This is a genomic window from uncultured Virgibacillus sp., from assembly GCF_947495635.1.
GTDB lineage: Bacteria > Bacillota > Bacilli > Bacillales > Amphibacillaceae > Virgibacillus > Virgibacillus salarius.
Genome location: NZ_CANMAB010000096.1, coordinates 1 through 16,132, shown reverse-complemented (window position 1 = coordinate 16,132; position 16,132 = coordinate 1). Strand labels below are relative to the sequence as shown.

Below are 16,132 nucleotides of genomic sequence, written 5' to 3'. Positions count from 1 at the left end.
CCTTTAGGGGTCTCGTTGGTAAAGTGCCCTTATAGGGCGAAACTAAAACCGCCCGTTTTACGGGCGGATAGTTATTTAGATAAAAGGAGAGAGAGAAATGGAATTAAAACAAGTGTTTGCTAATGAAATTGTGAAACATTCTAATGAATTATTAACCCTATTAGACGTAAAGAAGCAAATTGAAATCCCTAAATATAATAAGCAAGGCGACTTAGCATTTCCATGTTTCGTTCTTGCCAAACATGTGAAAGAGAATCCCGCTAATACTGCTAAAAAAATCGCTATTAAAATGAAACATCCGCTTTTTGAACAAGTGGTTGCAAATGGACCTTATCTCAATTGCTTCCTAAATAAAACGGTAGTTAGTAAAAATGTAATGAATACTATATTACAGCAAGGAAGTAGATTTGGATCATTAAAAATAGGTAATGGCGAGAATATTACAATTGATTTTTCTTCTCCAAATATTGCAAAGCCTTTTTCTATGGGACATTTGCGCTCAACCGTGATAGGTAATTCCTATGCAAACATTTTAGAAAAATGTGGTTATAACCCGGTAAGAATTAATCATCTTGGTGACTGGGGTACGCAATTTGGAAAACTAATTGCTGCTTATTATTACTGGGGAGATGATGAGCAAATTGAGGTAAATCCAATTCAGGAGTTACTAAATCTTTATGTGAATTTTCATAAAGAAGCTAATAACGATCAATCCTTAGAGACTGAAGCAAGAAAGTGGTTTTTAAAATTGGAAAAAAGGGATGTTAAAGCAACAAAGTTATGGAATTGGTTTAAGGAAGAATCATTAAAAGAATTTAAAAAGATATATGACTTGCTTGACGTATACTTTGATTCCTATGATGGAGAAGCATTTTATAATGATAAAATGGATGAAACAGTAAATATATTAAAGTCTAAAGGTTTGTTAACTAAGTCCGATGGAGCAGATGTTGTTCGTCTTGATGAACATGATTTGCCACCCTGTCTTATCAAAAAATCAGATGGTGCAACACTTTATGCTACGAGAGACTTAACTGCTGCAATTTATCGTTATAACAAGTATCAATTTGCAAAATCTATCTATGTCGTAGGACACGAACAAAGCTTGCATTTTCAACAAGTGTTCCTAGTACTTAAGAAACTAGGATTAAATTGGGCAGGGAATATGCAACATTTACCTTTTGGATTTATTCTAAAAGATGGTAAGAAAATGTCTACTAGAAAAGGAAAAGTGGTTTTATTAGAGAAAGTGTTGGAAGAAGCAGTGATGTTAGCAGCAGAAAAAATAAAAGATAGAAATCCCAACCTAGAGAACCAATCAGAAATTGCCAAAGATGTTGGTATCGGTGCTGTTATATTTCATGATTTGAAAACAGATCGACAACATAATGTAGAGTTTTCTCTTGAAGAAATGCTTCGGTTTGAAGGAGCAACAGGGCCATACATTCAGTATACACATGCACGAGCATGCTCAATATTACGTAAGAGTGAAAAAGTTATGGCGGGAAATATTATAGGGTTAGAGGAAGAAAATAGCTGGTCGGTAATCAAACAGTTATATAATTTTCCATTTAATATTCAACATTGTCTTGATCAAGGAAAGCCATCTATATTAGCAAGTTATTTATTAGACCTTTGTAGAGAATTCAACAAATATTATGCTAATCAACAAATATTAACTGAAGATGAACAACAAGAGCAGAGAATTGCACTTGTCCACTGTACTGCGGTCGTAATTAAAGAAGGATTGCGCCTATTGGGAATAAAAGCACCAGAACAGATGTGACTTCTTCCATTATTAATGGTTTAGAAAACAGTTTGCTATGCCGAGGGTTCTGAGAGTTATAGTCTGGTAATGGTAAGTATCACATATCGGAGCCTATCGAGTATTTTCCTGCAGTCTACGTGTATACCCAATGATTTGCCGATACGGACCATTTCTCTAAATTCTGGATTTTTATCCCACATATCATTGGCAGTAAGATCCCCTCTTCAAGCAATAAAGAGAAACCAATATATGCATAAGAGGGGGATCGGATGTCAGTAAATGTCCGATTGGTTCAAAGGCGGCCTTTAGCTCATACCCTTGCGATACTTACAATCAGTGGGGATAAACAAAACCCCCAACTGATTGAAGTTTCACTATATATTCAAACAGAACGGTTATTAATCCGTGTTTTTTGACAGGAAGACTGGCAAGCTGTTTACGCATATACTTCAAATGAGCAGGTTATGAAAAATATTTAACTGAAGGCGTTTTTAAAGTAAAGGATTCGAAAGTGGTGTCGCGGGTAAAGAGGCTAAGACAAAAGAATGAAGAAACAATAAAAAACGAACGGTAAGTTTAAATTGGAATATTTAATTTAGTACCTGAAATAGGCGAGACTCCGGCAAGAACAGCACGAGTCCAAAGATCCACTTGGTAACGTGTTTTTCTTTACCAAGTTAGCTGAGGCCGTACCCACGGAAAGCGAGTATAGTTTCACGGTGCGGCGATAATACTCCTATTGATAATATGATTATTCATTTTGAGTAAAGACGTTGTGTTTTGTCCCAGCCTTTTTTTATTACTTCTTTAAAATCCAAAGGCTCTGCCTGAGTAAAAATGAACTTTGTAGGGTTGTAAAAGAAAAATCTCCAAAGGTTATAATAGAAAATGGTCGCTAACGAGAGGAGATCAACTCTTGTTGAGTAACATTATTTATCACAACACAATGTGAAATGGTAAGTACCATATTGTGTTTATTCTAAAGTATAGACAAAAAGTTATATACGGAAAGTTACGAAGAGATATAAGTCCAATTTTACGAAGATTATGTGAAATGAAAGATGTAGAAATTCGATCATCGATCATTTATCTCACCTTCCTGTGTATTGAATTATATAGAAGATTAAAAGAAAATACAGACTAATATTGAAATTATTAAAATGTTATAATGAAGATGAACAAGCTATCTTACATGAAATAAAATCAGAAAAATACTAATTTACACAAAATTATTTTAGGGATTAGAGATTGTGTAGAAGCATCGTTCTGTTATTTATATAAGGAAAGGAATGAGGTTATTGATCGAACTATCGGAAAGTTATCAAAAAAGGCCAATTCGTTTTCTAGAATTATGGGAGATCAACGATTGGAAAATTAAAATGTATGGCATTTCCTATAAAAATGATTTCCCGAGTCATGACTTAATTAGCAAGGCTAAAGAAATAGCACAGCAAAGCTTGCCTGTTCCTGCAATTACTGAAAATCGGTATGGAGCTGGTTTTGTCGGCGTTCACGATGGAAAGGATGCTAATTTTATATTTGTCGATTGGTGGTCAAATGAAAATGAGCTTCAACATCATGTATACATATCTACCAAGGAGGAGCCAAATATGTTTAAAGAATATACTAATACAAGCTTAATTGCATGCTGTTGGGATCTTAAGCTAATGAGCTTTGAGAGGGATAGCTGGGTGGGTACGGTTCTGAATCATCCATCAGGTCAACCTAGTGTGGAGGAATATTTACAGAAGCAATTAAATGTTGATATATAAAAAAGTCTCGTGCAGCAATACATACGAAAGGTAACTTTCTCAGAAAAGTCAGGGTGGTGGTTTTATGTTAAAAAAGCCAGAAATGTTAAAAAAGGGAGATCGTATTGCTACTATAAGTCCGAGTTGGGGAGGTGCTGGTGATCCAGAATTAAGACGCCGTTATGAGCAGGGAGTCAAACGTTTGGAAGATGTATTTGGTTTAGAAGTGGTGGCTATGCCTAATAGCCTAAAAGGTTCAGATTATGTATATAAAAATCCCCAAGCCCGTGCTAATGATATAATGACAGCATTTAAGGATAAGTCAATTAAAGCAATTATTGCCAACATTGGTGGAGATGATAGTATTCGATTGCTTCCCTTTATTGATTTTGACGTAATGAAAAATAATCCAAAGATTTTACTAGGATATTCAGATGTTACAATCCTACATTTGTTCTGTTATAAAGCAGGAATAACATCATTCTATGGTCCAGCGATTTTAACTGATTTTGCCGAAAATGTAGAAATGCACGCGTATACTGTTGAATCTATTAAACAAACGTTATTTTCACGAGAGCCTATAGGTGAAATTAAGCCAGCTAAAGCATGGACGAGTGAATATTTAGATTGGGCAGTTGAATCCAATAATCAGATACAAAGAACAATGCAACATAATAATGGATATGAATTGCTTCAAGGCTCTGAAGTGGTGTCTGGTAGATTAATTGGAGGGTGTATAGAAGTTTTGGAGATTGCAAAAGGAACAGAGCTCTGGCCTGCTAAGAAGGACTGGGAAGATAGTATTATATTCTTCGAAACTTCTGAGGTCAAGTCATCCCCAGATCTCTTGAAATCTTGGTTACGCAACTATGCGGCACAGGGTATTTTGCAGGCTGCTAACGGAATCGTTTTTGGGAAACCAAAAGATGAAGCTTATTTTGCAGAATATAAAGAAGTTATTCAGTTAGTCATGCAAGAGTATCAATTAGAAGATTTACCTATCCTTTATAACTTGAATTTTGGTCATACGGAACCCAAAATCGTTCTACCGTATGGGGCGATGGCTGAAATTAATTGTGATCGTCAAACATTCACCATTCTGGAAAGTGGTGTGAAATAGCATCTTTAAATAACGATTAGATTAGCTTCGTTTTGAAAAGGTTGTTCGTATAGATAATATAATTGAATTGATAATGGTAATAATAGCATATGGATTACTTGGTGTGATAGCACTTCATACGTTTCAAAAGCATTCTCAAGCCTGGAGCTTCTGGAAAGCAATCTTATTTTTAATTATCGGACTTATTTCCATACAATTAACAGTTGGTTCTTTTGATATTACTGTGTTTCCAATTAGTGTAGTATTACTATTTTTAATAATAATTTGAATCCATTTGCTGAGAGGCCTGTGGATAGCGGGAAATGGTTTGAAGCAGTACATACATTAGGTTCAAATCACAGAGAGGCATGTTTTCCGTATGTATTAACAGGCATCGAAACAAAATGGAGTAGTGGAAAATCACCTATCATTTATCTTGAAAGTATACTTATTTCGATGGAAGATAAGCAGTTATATTTTCGATCATCTGCCCCTTTTCTAAAAGAAAAGGGGTCATCATAATGTATAAAAAAATAATAATGTTTAGCTTATTAGCAGCTGTTATAGTATTTTTCATATATTGGTTTTATCCGTTTAAGCCTAGTGTATTCTTAAGTGATGAGCAGATTGCTTTGGAAATAGAGGAGGTTATATTTAAGAGTAACGTAAAACAAGTTCAAGATGTAATAAAAATTGATGAACGGCATTTCTTCGTCCCATTTATTACAGAAAATCAAACGTATTCAGGAAGTTACTGGGAATGGAAAAGAAATCAATGGAAATTGAATTGGGTTAAGATTAATCTCCGACCACGTGTGTTAAAAATAGAGGAGAATAATCCCGAAACGTATTATTTTGTATGGAATTTAGATCCTCGTGACCAAGTGGCAGCATTGGATTTTTTTCTGAAGAAAAAACGAGGCTATTCTGGAACTAATTATCATCCAGCCATACAGATGAAGGATGAAATATCGCTTGATACGTCTTCTTATGGTATACGTAAATTGCCAATTGGAAAAGCATGATTGAGGAAATAAAAACATTCGAAGCGACTAAAGCGACGAATACATTTAATAGATTTATTTTCGAGCATCATCTAAGATTTGGCTGGGTTCCATATGATAATCATCATAAAGTGACAGATATTACTTATTCGCTCAATGGATCTGGATATTCTGTAAATAATGAAGAAAATTTTGAGCGTATGTTTCATTTTTCGTTAACAGATTTAGAAATTGCCCACTAAAAGACTCGTCATTGCTGGACTGGTAGTAACTAGTATGTAAAATAGAAACGGCACTGGCCCTTAGACTAATCCATACTATAATTGGCGTGTGAAACTCATATGGAAGTCTGACATAGCTAGTTGTGCTTTTAAAGCAGTTTTTGGGACAGGTCGTTTCTATGAATATTCTACAAAGCATTGTTAATTATTTTTAGCTTATTGCGCAGTATAGCCACCGTCTACTAATAGAGTTGTTCCAGCAATAAATGAGGCATCGTCACTTGCTAAAAACAACACGGATTTAGCAACTTCTTCTGCTTTACCCAGTCTTCCCATTGGATGGAGACTAACAAGATGGTCCTTTACTTCTGGCGAAGATTTGGCGATTAATGGAGTATCAATGTACCCTGGGCAAATAGCATTAACACGTATGCCTTCTTTGGCGTAAGCAATACCTAATGTTTGGGTTAGTAGTTTTACACCACCTTTTGCTGCGGAATAGGCGGTTACACTATCCTTCCCTACGAAGCTGTGAATGGACCCGCTATTTACAATAACTCCACCATCCTCCTGCTGCCGCATTTGCTCAATGGCGTATTTATCGGAAAGATAAACGCCTGATAAATTAATATCAATTGTTTTTTTCCACTTATCGTAGGATAGCTCATGGATATTTGCGTCATTCGCAATTCCAGCATTTGCAAACATAATGTCCACTCTGCCAAAATGTCGTACCGTTTGATTAATCATATTTTTTGTATGTTCCTCGTTGGAAACATCGGTTTTTATAAAGATGGTTTCATATCCTTTTTGATTCAGCTCATCCGAGATTTCTTGACCATGGTCTGAAAAGTCCGCTATTGCTACTTTAGCACCTTCCTGTACAAATAATCGCACAGTTGCTTCTCCAATACCGCTAGCGCCACCAGTAATAATTGCTATTTTTTCTGCTAATTTCATTTGAAAAACTCCTTTTAGTTTACTGTTGCTCCACCATCAATTACAAACTCAGCTCCTGTTGAGAAGGAAGCATCATCTGAAGCAAGAAATAGCACCATTTTAGCTACTTCTTCAGGTTTTCCCATTCTTCCAAGTGGATAGGTTTTGTCTAATTCTTCTTTGGAATGACCAGTTTGTTCAGATGCATAGTTAGCCATTGCTGTCTCAATATAACCGGGATGGATAGAATTTACGCGCACTCCAGTATTTGCATACTCCATAGCAATATCCTTCGTCATTATACGTACAGCACCTTTGCTAGCTCCATATAGAACATGGCCTGGCGCACCGATAAGCCCTGCTACAGAGGAAGCATTAATGCAGACCCACTTTTTTGTTTTGCCATTACTGGAACAGCATGTTTCATACCCAAGAATACACCAGTAACGTTAATCGACATAAGACGGTTCCATTCTTCTAATTCAGTTTCTACAAGTGGTTTAATAATATAGATGCCAGCATTATTAAATAACACATCAATTGTGCTGAAATGGTTTATAGTTTCATTAATTACTTGCTTCCAATCCTCTTCATTACTTACATCATGCTTAATGAAAATCCCTTCCGAACCTAGCGCTTTTATTTCGTCTACTGTTTTTCTACCAGATTCTTCGTTAATATCTGTGATGACTAATTTCGCCCCTTCGTTAGCAAACAATAGGGCTGTCTTCTTACCAATTCCAGTTCCTCCCTCCTGTAATGATGGCTACTTTATTCTCTAGCTTCATCACGATCGTTCTTTCTAGTTATATGAATAGGGTTTTATTATTATACATTACTAGTTATCTAAAGACACCTCCTTAAGAAGGGATACAAATAAAACTATAGGATGATTAGTTTAAAATTTGTACTTTCTAAATTATTTTTCTTATAATAATGGTGATTCCGTAACTCCATGATGATGTATTACGGCATTCAAGTTTTGTGACTATTTCTCGTAATTCTTTTCTTAGTATAGATAATCGACTGGTGTTCATGCGTATTTATCGAAAATGGTATACGTACGTTATATAAATTGTATATGGCATATGAAAAAAGGAATATCCTATGAATAGAGGGAAAATAGTCATAAAATACCGTTCAAATATAGGAAGTATTGGTATAAAGGGGGTTAGAATAGAATTGACACAGCATGCTCATTTCATTCCAGAAATATCCAATGAGGATTTTAAACGATTTATCAGGACACATAAGCAACAATTGCAGGGGAATATGAACATTCATCTTCAATTAGATTCATTACTTACCAATTACGAACAAGAAGTAATAGGAATACTTGCAAATTCTTTCTTTGAAACAATTACAGGTTCCGATCAATTAAAAACAAAACTGGCGTTTCATCAATTATTAAGCATCTGGATACAACGTCATATTTCTGTATTATCTGTAAAACGGCTACATGCATTTTATTTCATTTTGGAGAAGGCATTTGTAAATTTATACGATGAAACGAAAGATGAACAGTTATTATCGGGAATATTATTCTTATCATCAACCTTTTCTAAGTTATTTCAAATATATGCCTCTGCAAACAATCGTAGTCGTGATAGACGTGACCTAATCCCACATGATTTTCAAATATTAATAACATCTTATTTAGCAAGCTATCCTATTGATGAACTATATTTACTACAAAATCAACAAGCCGTTTCACCGATTGTGAGCAGCTGGAAGCGGTCTGAAGTTGATGGTAATCTTCATTTTATACCAGACGCTTTTCAAACATCATTAAGCCCAGGTTTTCTCGATCAATTGCCGTGCTTTCCATTAGCTGATGGAGCACTGTATATAAAAGGGTCACTCGGGCTCACTATTCAAGAACAATCGTCAATTGCTAATTATATTTCCCAAATAAGTAATTTGATTACAAAGTATGATCGACAGGAGAAAGCAATTACGAAAAAATTACTTACATTAGATAGATTTAATACGATTTTATTAGATTGTGTAGGTGTAGATGATCTCGCTTATATCATGAAGCAATGTGAAGAATTACTACACTATAATCGATGTGTATTATATGCCTATATCCCTTGGTCTAAAGAATTTAAGGGGATAGTCGGTTCAGAATTATCAAAGGTTCAAGGATTTAAAGGCCCACTTTATCCGAATCAACTATTTGATCAGATACGTATTACCAAGAAACCAATGTTTATTAAAGACCCTGCTCTTTCCATTAATAAAGAAACCATTGAACTGTTTGAGCTTTCATCTTTAATTATTGTGCCAGTGTACTACGAGCATGAAATGTTAGGCTGGATTACCCTCGATCAGATAGGAAAAGAATTTGAAGTAGCTAAAGATGAGCTTGAGCTACTTGAAGAAATAGGAAAGCGAATTGGGCATTTTATTCAAAAGCACGAGGGCCAGGTACATCCACTTTACGGCATTCAACTAACAAAACGTGAATTAAACATTTTAACCCTATTAGCTGAGGGCTATGACAATAGACAAATGGGGGAAAACTTACATCTTAGTGAACACACAGTTAGAGACTATGTCAGTAGTCTTATGGGGAAACTAAAGGCAAGGAATCGCACCCAAGTTGTTTCAACTGGCTTCCGTCTAGGTCTCTTAAAATAATACAAGGAATAATATGATTTAGGGAAGAGGGTAGGATGGTAATGCGAATGACAGATAGAATGCAAATGATAATAGAATGTGCAGAAGAAGAAGCGGCAAAAACGGATAAACAAACAGTGTCCATTCTTCATTTATTAATCGCTTTTTTGAAGCAAGACGCTAGTTTTTTGGCTGAGCTTTCCTATTGGAGCTCCATTAGTATTGAAGAATTGCGTTGTGTGGATAAAAACGTTCAAACCTTTGATTATAGGCAAATGTCAAGTCCATACTTTTCTATACCTGTTGAAAAAGATGTAACAATTGTTTTTGCTTCCGCTATTGGATATATGCAAAAATTCAATCAAATATATTTGAACGAGGGTCATTTACTCAAAGCTTTGTTAAGAACAGATCAAGTGGACAAGCTACTGACGGATGATGATAAGTTTATGATGATAAGCTTAGGAGCTACAGCAAGAGATATGATTACCCATCTTGGTAATTATTCATTTCCAAATATTCCATCTTCATTCGGGATTCGACGTGTATATCATACAGATAGGAATAAGCTTGTATCATTTGTCTATGATCACTTTTCGCGGGAATGGTCATTAACAATTGAAAGGGCTTTCGTTGAAGGGAAAGATACGATCTATGTTGCTACTGATTCGCAACGTAACTATGTGGGATTTGCTGCCTTTGACATCTTTCAAAATAAAAAGAACTATTTTGGTCCAATGGGAGTAAAGTTAGACTTAAGAGGAAACGGAATTGGATTTGGTTTATTACACCATTGCTTACGAGATATGAAAGAAATTGGTTATGAATATGCAATACTTGGTGGGGCAGGCCCGATTGAATTTTATGAAAAGGCATGTAAAGCAGTCATTATTCCCATATTTTAAAGAAGATTACTCCAAACTGAATAGTTTTTTTAGTTATTATTAAAACTATCTTTACAAATTCATTTTAGAGGAGCGGTTGAATAATGGCAGCTGTAAAAAAAGGAGATCATAAATTTTATATTGGAGATGATGAACAAAATCCAGAAGCCGAAATTACGTTTGATACTTCCGATGAAGGGCATATAATCATTACTCATACCAAAGTATCGGAAGAATTACGTGGCCAAGGCGTTGCAGGGAAATTAGTTGATGAAGTGGTTAAATTTGCACGGAGAGAAGAAAAAAAGATTAAACCTGCTTGCTCCTATGCGAAAAACAAAATGGAAAGAACTCCAGAATATCGTGATATCTTGGTATAATAATCGGGGATGGGTTTAATAGTACGTGTTAGAGGTGAGTTACGTTTCCAAAATGATGAAGAAAGGAATGGAGGATGATGTATCTAACCATACCGGAAACGGCGGAGTTTTTGTCTATGGAGGAAACAAAGATTAACGCGCTTGTTCTACAAGGTAGAATACGTGCTGTTCATGATGGTGAACAGTTTCTGATTAATAAAGAGCAATTTCATACACATTTAGAGCAGGTGGAAAAATACCGTAAAATGATTTTAGATTATTTGAATGAGCCAATTCCTGAAGATATAGATGTTAAGGATGAGGATTAGAAAAAAAGCGATAAAAAAACCCGTATTACACATTTACAGTGATACGGGTTTTTTATATGTGGATTGATCCACTAACCATCAGTGGGGGATAAAGAAAACGCTCACCAACTGATGGAAAGTTCACTCTATGCTTAACATGAAACTTATGAACTAATCTGAGTCATTTTGTCTAAAATTGTAGATTTTGGTAGACAAAGCACATAAAATAAATTAATATGAAGATAATAATTTTAGTATATTCAGATTATTAGGTAAATAGTCCTTATTTAACTAAGTCATTTGCTTCAGTAACGATACGATGCTAGCCTAAGGAATCTATTTACAAATAAGTAGGGAGGTTAGAGAGTGAAGACAACGTAGAAATAAGCTATAAACAGTAAATGTCTTCCTTTAGCACACACGTAAATTCTTTTTAATTTCTAGTAAATTTTGGCGGATGATGTTGTATCTTTGCTATAATCTAGTAATGAAAACTAACTACAGGAAAAATGAAGGAGGCTTTTTATTTAATGAAGCGGCTCATAACAGTGAGTATAAGTATGGTAATCATTCTTTTTATTAATTTATTCGAATTACCTGTTAGCGCCCAAGATGCCGAGATGTATGAGGTAGGATCAGCTAATTTAAATGTAAGGTCGTCTCCTAATCATCAAGCACCAATAATAGGTAAGCTAGATAAAGGTGATAGAGTAAAAGTTTATAAGGAGTCTTTTGGTTGGGTACAAACGTATTATGGTGGTCAAGAGGCATGGGTTGCTTCACAATATTTATTTAAACCAAGCTCGTCAGCGAAAGCGGCAGGCTATACGCAAAAAAATCTACCGAAAGCACAGAATGCAGCAACCTTAACGAGTAAAGATAAGGTATTTGCTGCAGGGACATCTAATCTAAATGTAAGATCTGGTCCTTCTCACGATGCACCGATAATAGGGCAATTACAAAACGGCGATAAAGTTAGAGTATACAAGGAATTCTTTGGCTGGGTACAAACGTATTATGATGGACAAGAAGCATGGGTAGCTTCACAATATTTATTTGAGGTCAACGAAACAAATCAAACGCAGGTGTCTAAGAAAACTAGCAAAAAAAATACAAAAAATACCCAAGCGGAAAAAGTGGAATCCACGAAGAAAGATGAACAGAAGAAAAGAGAAGCTAATACTGCTAGTACTGGATCCCTTCAAGGATATAATATTGTAATTGACCCTGGACATGGAGGGAAAGATCCGGGTTCCCTAGGCGTAAACGGTGTGTTCGAAAAAGATATAATTATGCGCACTGCCGATCACGTGGAGCAAAAGCTGCGTCAAGCCGGTGCTACGGTTATTCTGACACGCAATAGTGATTATTACATTTCTCTGAACGAGCGAGTGAGATTAAGTAATTTATATCATACACATGCATTTATTAGTCTACATTACAATGCCCATCCCTTAATGAGAATGAATGGAATTGAAACATACTACCATTCGGGTGAAAAAAACCGTGATTTAGCTAGCAATATTCAAGGTTCGCTGGAGCAAAATGTATCTTTGCAAGGTCGTGGAATTAAAGAAAGTAACTTCTATGTTTTACGTAAAAATCGTTTTCCAAGCGTATTAGTAGAATTAGGGTTCATTACTAATCCAGGTGATTTATCTATGGCACAATCTGAAGACTATCAAAATACGGTTGCAAACAGTATCGTAGAAGGCTTGATGAATTACTTTAATTAAAGAAAGAGACTAAGATAAAAGAATGAAAAAACAATAAAAAACGAATGATAATTAGGTGAAATTAATTATCGTTCGTTTTTTGATTAGAATCATTCATTTAGCACCTGAAATAAGCGAGACTCCGGCGGGAACAGCACAAGTCCGAAGATCCACGTGGTAACGTGTTTTTCTTTGCCAAGTTAGCTGTGGCCTTGCCCGCGGAAAGCGAATATATTTTCACGGTGCGGCGATGATCCTCCTATTGATAACATGATTATTCGTATTTTGAGTAAAGACGTTGTGTTTTTTCCCAGCCTCTTTCATGTTAACAAGTTAATTCGTGAAGCTAATTAAATCAGTAATTAAATTTCTATTAACATACCAGCGCTGAAATAAATCTATCGCTAGCAAGTACTAGCTTAGAAAGGTGCCTTTTCAATGACCCTTCCTTTTCTTCCTCTCGTAGTATCTGCTTTTTTTAATGAACGAATAACACCTTCCTCAATCACTTCGACTACTGCTTGAAATAACTGATTCATAATAGGATGATCATCACGGAGATACGTCATGGCGTCGTTCATCGTACTTCGTTTATGCTCATATGTATGTGCTGTGGAAAAGGCGATTGCAATGTCGCCACTACCATTATCCAAATGACTACCAGTTCTTCCTAGTCCTGCAGCACATCGTTTGGCTAGCCGTTTCAGTTGCCTATGATACATAGGAGCATCCGTTGCAATCACCATCATAATCGATCCATCTGGTGTGTCTAAGTATATTTTATCCCAAGCAGCAAATAAAGCATCTTCTCGCTTTCCAAAATTACTTACAACAAGACAGCCGACAGTATACTTTTCATTCAGGTGGGTAACGATTCGCGATGCAGTGCCGATACCGCCTTTATAGCCGAAACATACCATTCCTTTTCCAGCACCTACTGCGCCCTCTTTTACTGGATGTATAGTTGCATTTCTAATGGCTTGGATGGCATGTTCTGGTTGAATTGCCGGGTATCGTGCTGTATGTAAATAACTATCATTGCATTCGCCAACGACCAGATTAATGGAACTAGTAGTATCTCCTATTTCTTTTGTTGTTTCAAGCATATATTGCAGCGTTCCTTGCCAAACAGAACCGACACTAAACGTATTTGTTAGCATAATTGGTGATTCTAATAAACCGAGCTCCTCCAGTTGAACAAGACCAGTTGTTTTACCAAAACCATTTAATACAGCGCTGCCAGCATGTGTTTTTTTTCGAAATAGATTACCACTGTGTGGCAATATAGCGGTTACACCAGTACAAATGGTTTGCTCCTCATTTAATTTTTCATATCGTGTTACATGGCCTACATGAACATCATGTACATCGGTAATACAGTTGTTTATCCCTTTTTGTAGTTTCATGAATAATTACTCCTTTTTTAAAGTATTATAGCAAAGTATGTTCTCCTAGCGTATGTGGAATAATAGTCCTAAATAGTATGTCAAGGAGGGCATTTATGAAGCGAGTGACGCTATACCTACCATTGTTGGTAGCTATAATTACCATTATTTATATGCTGTATATTATCGTAGAACAACCATCTACTACCAACGATACAAAGCAGGAAAGTGTGTCTGTTAGTAGTGATAACAGTCCAAGTGATATCGATGAAGGGCTTCAAGTAGGGAAACTAGCACCAGATTTTACGTTAAAAGGTCTAGATGGTAAGAAATATCGTTTATCAGATTTTCGTGGAAAAAAAGTAATGTTAAATTTCTGGGCATCATGGTGTCCACCATGTCGTGATGAAATGCCAGCAATGCAACGCTTCTATCAAGACAAAGATGTCGTATTACTTGCTGTTAATTTAACAAGTACAGAGCGGAAAAAAAGTGATGTTACTAACTTTATAAAGCAATATAAGCTGACGTTTCCAATCTTATTGGATGAAGCAGCAGAAGTCAGTGACAGATATCAAATCAAACCAATACCGACTACGTACTTAATTGATTCCAAAGGGCATATTCAATATAAAGCCTTCGGAGCAATGAGCTATGAGTTAATGATTCAGGAATTTCAGAAGTTAGAATAACATTTAGTGTTCTATAATCCAATCCGTTTACATGCCATACCGGTGAAAACCAACATTTATCGTTGTTCTGTTTTTGGTTGATTTAAACACTTTTGTCACCGCCTCGTAAATGAGTATTTCTTTTCTATGCGATCATAATAGTGATAGAATAGATGAAATAACTAAGCGAATTAGTAGGTGAAGCTATTGGACAATGTTCTATTTCATACAGATCAAATATATAATGCGATCGTACGAGAAATTAATCGTTTAATAGATGAACAGGTTATATTGACAAATGAGCAAGGTGTAATCGTTGCAAGTACAAACTCGGATCGTATTGGTAGTTTTCATGAGGGCTCCTATCTTGCTATGAAAAACAAGGAAAAGATGATTATGACAGATGACGATGTAAAGCGACTACGAGGAGTCCGCCCTGGTGTTGTACTACCTATTATTATTGAAGATAAACCGATGGGAGTTTTAGGAATAACTGGCGAACCTAGTGTTGTAGAACCATATGCAATGCTCGTACAAAAGGTTACTGAATTATTTATTCATGACTCCGTTGCTCGAATTAATCAGGAAAGTAAAACACGTGATTTGGAATTTTTTATTTTTGATTGGCTTAACCATACAGGGGATTTTTCACAATTATTAGAGCGAAGCGACTTTCTTCATATTGATATGTTTTCCTATGATCAGGTTGTTGTTTTTAAGTGTGATTATCTAAAAATAAATCTGACGTATAACCAACTTGAAATGGTAAAGAAATTATGGAGTTCAACGATAAACGCATTATTTATTCGCTGGGGACAAGAAAAAATTGTTATGCTGCTGGAAGCGGTAGAAAAGGATAGGCTAACTGAAAAGCTGCTCTCATTTATTACTCATATAAAAAAGGAAATGGATATTCAGCTATATGCAGGCGTTGGCAATAAAAACGATTCAAAAAGATTATCTTACTCGTTCCAGCAGGCGAATAAATCTAGTGAATATGCTAATTCTAAACATCCCGTTGTTTTTGAAGCAGATCTACGTTTTGAGATGTTGACACATGAATTATCCGCAGAGACAAAAGATCAGTTTGTCCTACGTTCAATAGGAGCGTTAATTCAAGAGGAAGAATTAATGCAAACACTATCAAGTTGGTTCGAGAATAATATGGCAGTGCAATTAACAGCAGATAAATTACATATTCATAAAAACACACTGCACTATCGTTTAAATCGAATTGCGGATGTAACAAAATTAAATGTGAGAAATGTAGACGATTTAATGCTTTTATATATAAGTCATCGATTTTATAATGAAAAAAGGAAAACATAACTGAGTTAATTTCATAATATAGAGCCCTTGGGGCTCAAGACTTTAAAGACATAAAAATTAGAGCACCTCCCCAAATC

General features: G+C 35.6%; 17 protein-coding genes and 2 pseudogenes. 16 read left to right on the top strand and 3 right to left on the bottom strand.

The window, feature by feature from the left end; genetic code table 11:
- The first annotated feature begins 97 nt into the window (after positions 1-97).
- From argS to Q1A47_RS16735, 9 genes and pseudogenes are all read left to right on the top strand, one after another.
- On the top strand, positions 98-1,786 hold the full coding sequence (gene argS, locus Q1A47_RS16775; protein WP_121604696.1) for an arginine--tRNA ligase: 1,689 nt from the start codon (positions 98-100) through the stop codon (positions 1,784-1,786).
- Between the two features lie 251 nt (positions 1,787-2,037).
- The gene (locus tag Q1A47_RS16770) at positions 2,038-2,184 is read left to right on the top strand and encodes a hypothetical protein (RefSeq protein ID WP_166530934.1); all 147 of its coding nucleotides are present in this window, start codon (positions 2,038-2,040) and stop codon (positions 2,182-2,184) included.
- Between the two features lie 551 nt (positions 2,185-2,735).
- Positions 2,736-2,840, top strand: a pseudogene (locus Q1A47_RS16765) (IS200/IS605 family transposase); the annotation flags it as partial.
- Positions 2,841-3,057: 217 nt separating this feature from the next.
- Positions 3,058-3,540: an isochorismatase gene (locus tag Q1A47_RS16760; protein WP_246484903.1), complete on the top strand. Its 483-nt coding sequence runs from the start codon at positions 3,058-3,060 to the stop codon at positions 3,538-3,540.
- 64 nt (positions 3,541-3,604) lie between these two features.
- Positions 3,605-4,639: a S66 peptidase family protein gene (locus tag Q1A47_RS16755; RefSeq protein ID WP_166530936.1), complete on the top strand. Its 1,035-nt coding sequence runs from the start codon at positions 3,605-3,607 to the stop codon at positions 4,637-4,639.
- A gap of 73 nt (positions 4,640-4,712) precedes the next feature.
- Complete coding sequence (locus tag Q1A47_RS16750) at positions 4,713-4,907, top strand: hypothetical protein (RefSeq protein ID WP_166530937.1); 195 nt, start codon at positions 4,713-4,715, stop codon at positions 4,905-4,907.
- Positions 4,904-5,140 (top strand): hypothetical protein, encoded by a 237-nt coding sequence (locus Q1A47_RS16745; RefSeq protein ID WP_299632508.1) that lies wholly within the window; start codon positions 4,904-4,906, stop codon positions 5,138-5,140. Before Q1A47_RS16750 ends, Q1A47_RS16745 begins: the two co-directional genes overlap by 4 nt.
- Positions 5,140-5,643 (top strand): hypothetical protein, encoded by a 504-nt coding sequence (locus Q1A47_RS16740; RefSeq protein WP_166530938.1) that lies wholly within the window; start codon positions 5,140-5,142, stop codon positions 5,641-5,643. The genes Q1A47_RS16745 and Q1A47_RS16740 overlap by 1 nt, the downstream gene beginning before the upstream one ends.
- The gene (locus Q1A47_RS16735; protein WP_166530939.1) at positions 5,640-5,864 is read left to right on the top strand and encodes a hypothetical protein; all 225 of its coding nucleotides are present in this window, start codon (positions 5,640-5,642) and stop codon (positions 5,862-5,864) included. Before Q1A47_RS16740 ends, Q1A47_RS16735 begins: the two co-directional genes overlap by 4 nt.
- Positions 5,865-6,059: 195 nt before the next feature.
- On the opposite strand, the gene Q1A47_RS16730 is transcribed toward Q1A47_RS16735, so the two are convergent.
- On the bottom strand, positions 6,060-6,803 hold the full coding sequence (locus Q1A47_RS16730; RefSeq protein WP_026681734.1) for an SDR family NAD(P)-dependent oxidoreductase: 744 nt from the start codon (positions 6,801-6,803) through the stop codon (positions 6,060-6,062).
- Between the two features lie 14 nt (positions 6,804-6,817).
- Positions 6,818-7,570 (bottom strand): annotated as a pseudogene (locus Q1A47_RS16725) (glucose 1-dehydrogenase).
- 394 nt (positions 7,571-7,964) lie between these two features.
- Here Q1A47_RS16725 and Q1A47_RS16720 point away from each other — a divergent pair.
- From Q1A47_RS16720 to Q1A47_RS16700, 5 genes are all read left to right on the top strand, one after another.
- On the top strand, positions 7,965-9,425 hold the full coding sequence (locus Q1A47_RS16720) for a LuxR C-terminal-related transcriptional regulator (RefSeq protein WP_166530940.1): 1,461 nt from the start codon (positions 7,965-7,967) through the stop codon (positions 9,423-9,425).
- 47 nt (positions 9,426-9,472) lie between these two features.
- Complete coding sequence (locus Q1A47_RS16715; RefSeq protein ID WP_161629275.1) at positions 9,473-10,309, top strand: GNAT family N-acetyltransferase; 837 nt, start codon at positions 9,473-9,475, stop codon at positions 10,307-10,309.
- Between the two features lie 83 nt (positions 10,310-10,392).
- Positions 10,393-10,668: a GNAT family N-acetyltransferase gene (locus tag Q1A47_RS16710; RefSeq protein WP_026682787.1), complete on the top strand. Its 276-nt coding sequence runs from the start codon at positions 10,393-10,395 to the stop codon at positions 10,666-10,668.
- 77 nt (positions 10,669-10,745) lie between these two features.
- Positions 10,746-10,976: an excisionase family DNA-binding protein gene (locus tag Q1A47_RS16705; RefSeq protein WP_026682786.1), complete on the top strand. Its 231-nt coding sequence runs from the start codon at positions 10,746-10,748 to the stop codon at positions 10,974-10,976.
- A gap of 509 nt (positions 10,977-11,485) precedes the next feature.
- The gene (locus Q1A47_RS16700) at positions 11,486-12,691 is read left to right on the top strand and encodes an N-acetylmuramoyl-L-alanine amidase (RefSeq protein WP_166530941.1); all 1,206 of its coding nucleotides are present in this window, start codon (positions 11,486-11,488) and stop codon (positions 12,689-12,691) included.
- Positions 12,692-13,089: 398 nt separating this feature from the next.
- Here Q1A47_RS16700 and Q1A47_RS16695 read toward each other — a convergent pair whose 3' ends face one another.
- Positions 13,090-14,076, bottom strand: a complete 987-nt coding sequence (locus Q1A47_RS16695) for a P1 family peptidase (protein ID WP_166530942.1) — start codon at positions 14,074-14,076, stop codon at positions 13,090-13,092.
- A gap of 95 nt (positions 14,077-14,171) precedes the next feature.
- Here Q1A47_RS16695 and Q1A47_RS16690 point away from each other — a divergent pair, with 95 nt between their 5' ends.
- Both Q1A47_RS16690 and Q1A47_RS16685 read left to right on the top strand, forming a co-directional pair.
- Positions 14,172-14,747 carry a peroxiredoxin gene (locus Q1A47_RS16690; RefSeq protein ID WP_026682783.1) on the top strand — a complete coding sequence of 192 codons (576 nt, stop codon included), beginning with the start codon at positions 14,172-14,174 and terminating at the stop codon, positions 14,745-14,747.
- 186 nt (positions 14,748-14,933) lie between these two features.
- Complete coding sequence (locus Q1A47_RS16685) at positions 14,934-16,055, top strand: sugar diacid recognition domain-containing protein (protein ID WP_026682782.1); 1,122 nt, start codon at positions 14,934-14,936, stop codon at positions 16,053-16,055.
- The last annotated feature ends 77 nt before the right edge of the window (positions 16,056-16,132 follow it).

Bases quoted from the DNA above. Each gene is read 5' to 3' on its own strand.
- argS (WP_121604696.1), top strand. From the start codon at position 98: ATGGAATTAAAACAAGTGTTTGCTAATGAAATTGTGAAACATTCTAAT.
- Q1A47_RS16770 (WP_166530934.1), top strand. From the start codon at position 2,038: ATGTCAGTAAATGTCCGATTGGTTCAAAGGCGGCCTTTAGCTCATACC.
- Q1A47_RS16760 (WP_246484903.1), top strand. From the start codon at position 3,058: ATGAGGTTATTGATCGAACTATCGGAAAGTTATCAAAAAAGGCCAATT.
- Q1A47_RS16755 (WP_166530936.1), top strand. From the start codon at position 3,605: ATGTTAAAAAAGCCAGAAATGTTAAAAAAGGGAGATCGTATTGCTACT.
- Q1A47_RS16750 (WP_166530937.1), top strand. From the start codon at position 4,713: ATGGTAATAATAGCATATGGATTACTTGGTGTGATAGCACTTCATACG.
- Q1A47_RS16740 (WP_166530938.1), top strand. From the start codon at position 5,140: ATGTATAAAAAAATAATAATGTTTAGCTTATTAGCAGCTGTTATAGTA.
- Q1A47_RS16735 (WP_166530939.1), top strand. From the start codon at position 5,640: ATGATTGAGGAAATAAAAACATTCGAAGCGACTAAAGCGACGAATACA.
- Q1A47_RS16730 (WP_026681734.1), bottom strand. From the start codon at position 6,803: ATGAAATTAGCAGAAAAAATAGCAATTATTACTGGTGGCGCTAGCGGT.
- Q1A47_RS16715 (WP_161629275.1), top strand. From the start codon at position 9,473: ATGACAGATAGAATGCAAATGATAATAGAATGTGCAGAAGAAGAAGCG.
- Q1A47_RS16710 (WP_026682787.1), top strand. From the start codon at position 10,393: ATGGCAGCTGTAAAAAAAGGAGATCATAAATTTTATATTGGAGATGAT.
- Q1A47_RS16705 (WP_026682786.1), top strand. From the start codon at position 10,746: ATGTATCTAACCATACCGGAAACGGCGGAGTTTTTGTCTATGGAGGAA.
- Q1A47_RS16700 (WP_166530941.1), top strand. From the start codon at position 11,486: ATGAAGCGGCTCATAACAGTGAGTATAAGTATGGTAATCATTCTTTTT.
- Q1A47_RS16695 (WP_166530942.1), bottom strand. From the start codon at position 14,076: ATGAAACTACAAAAAGGGATAAACAACTGTATTACCGATGTACATGAT.
- Q1A47_RS16690 (WP_026682783.1), top strand. From the start codon at position 14,172: ATGAAGCGAGTGACGCTATACCTACCATTGTTGGTAGCTATAATTACC.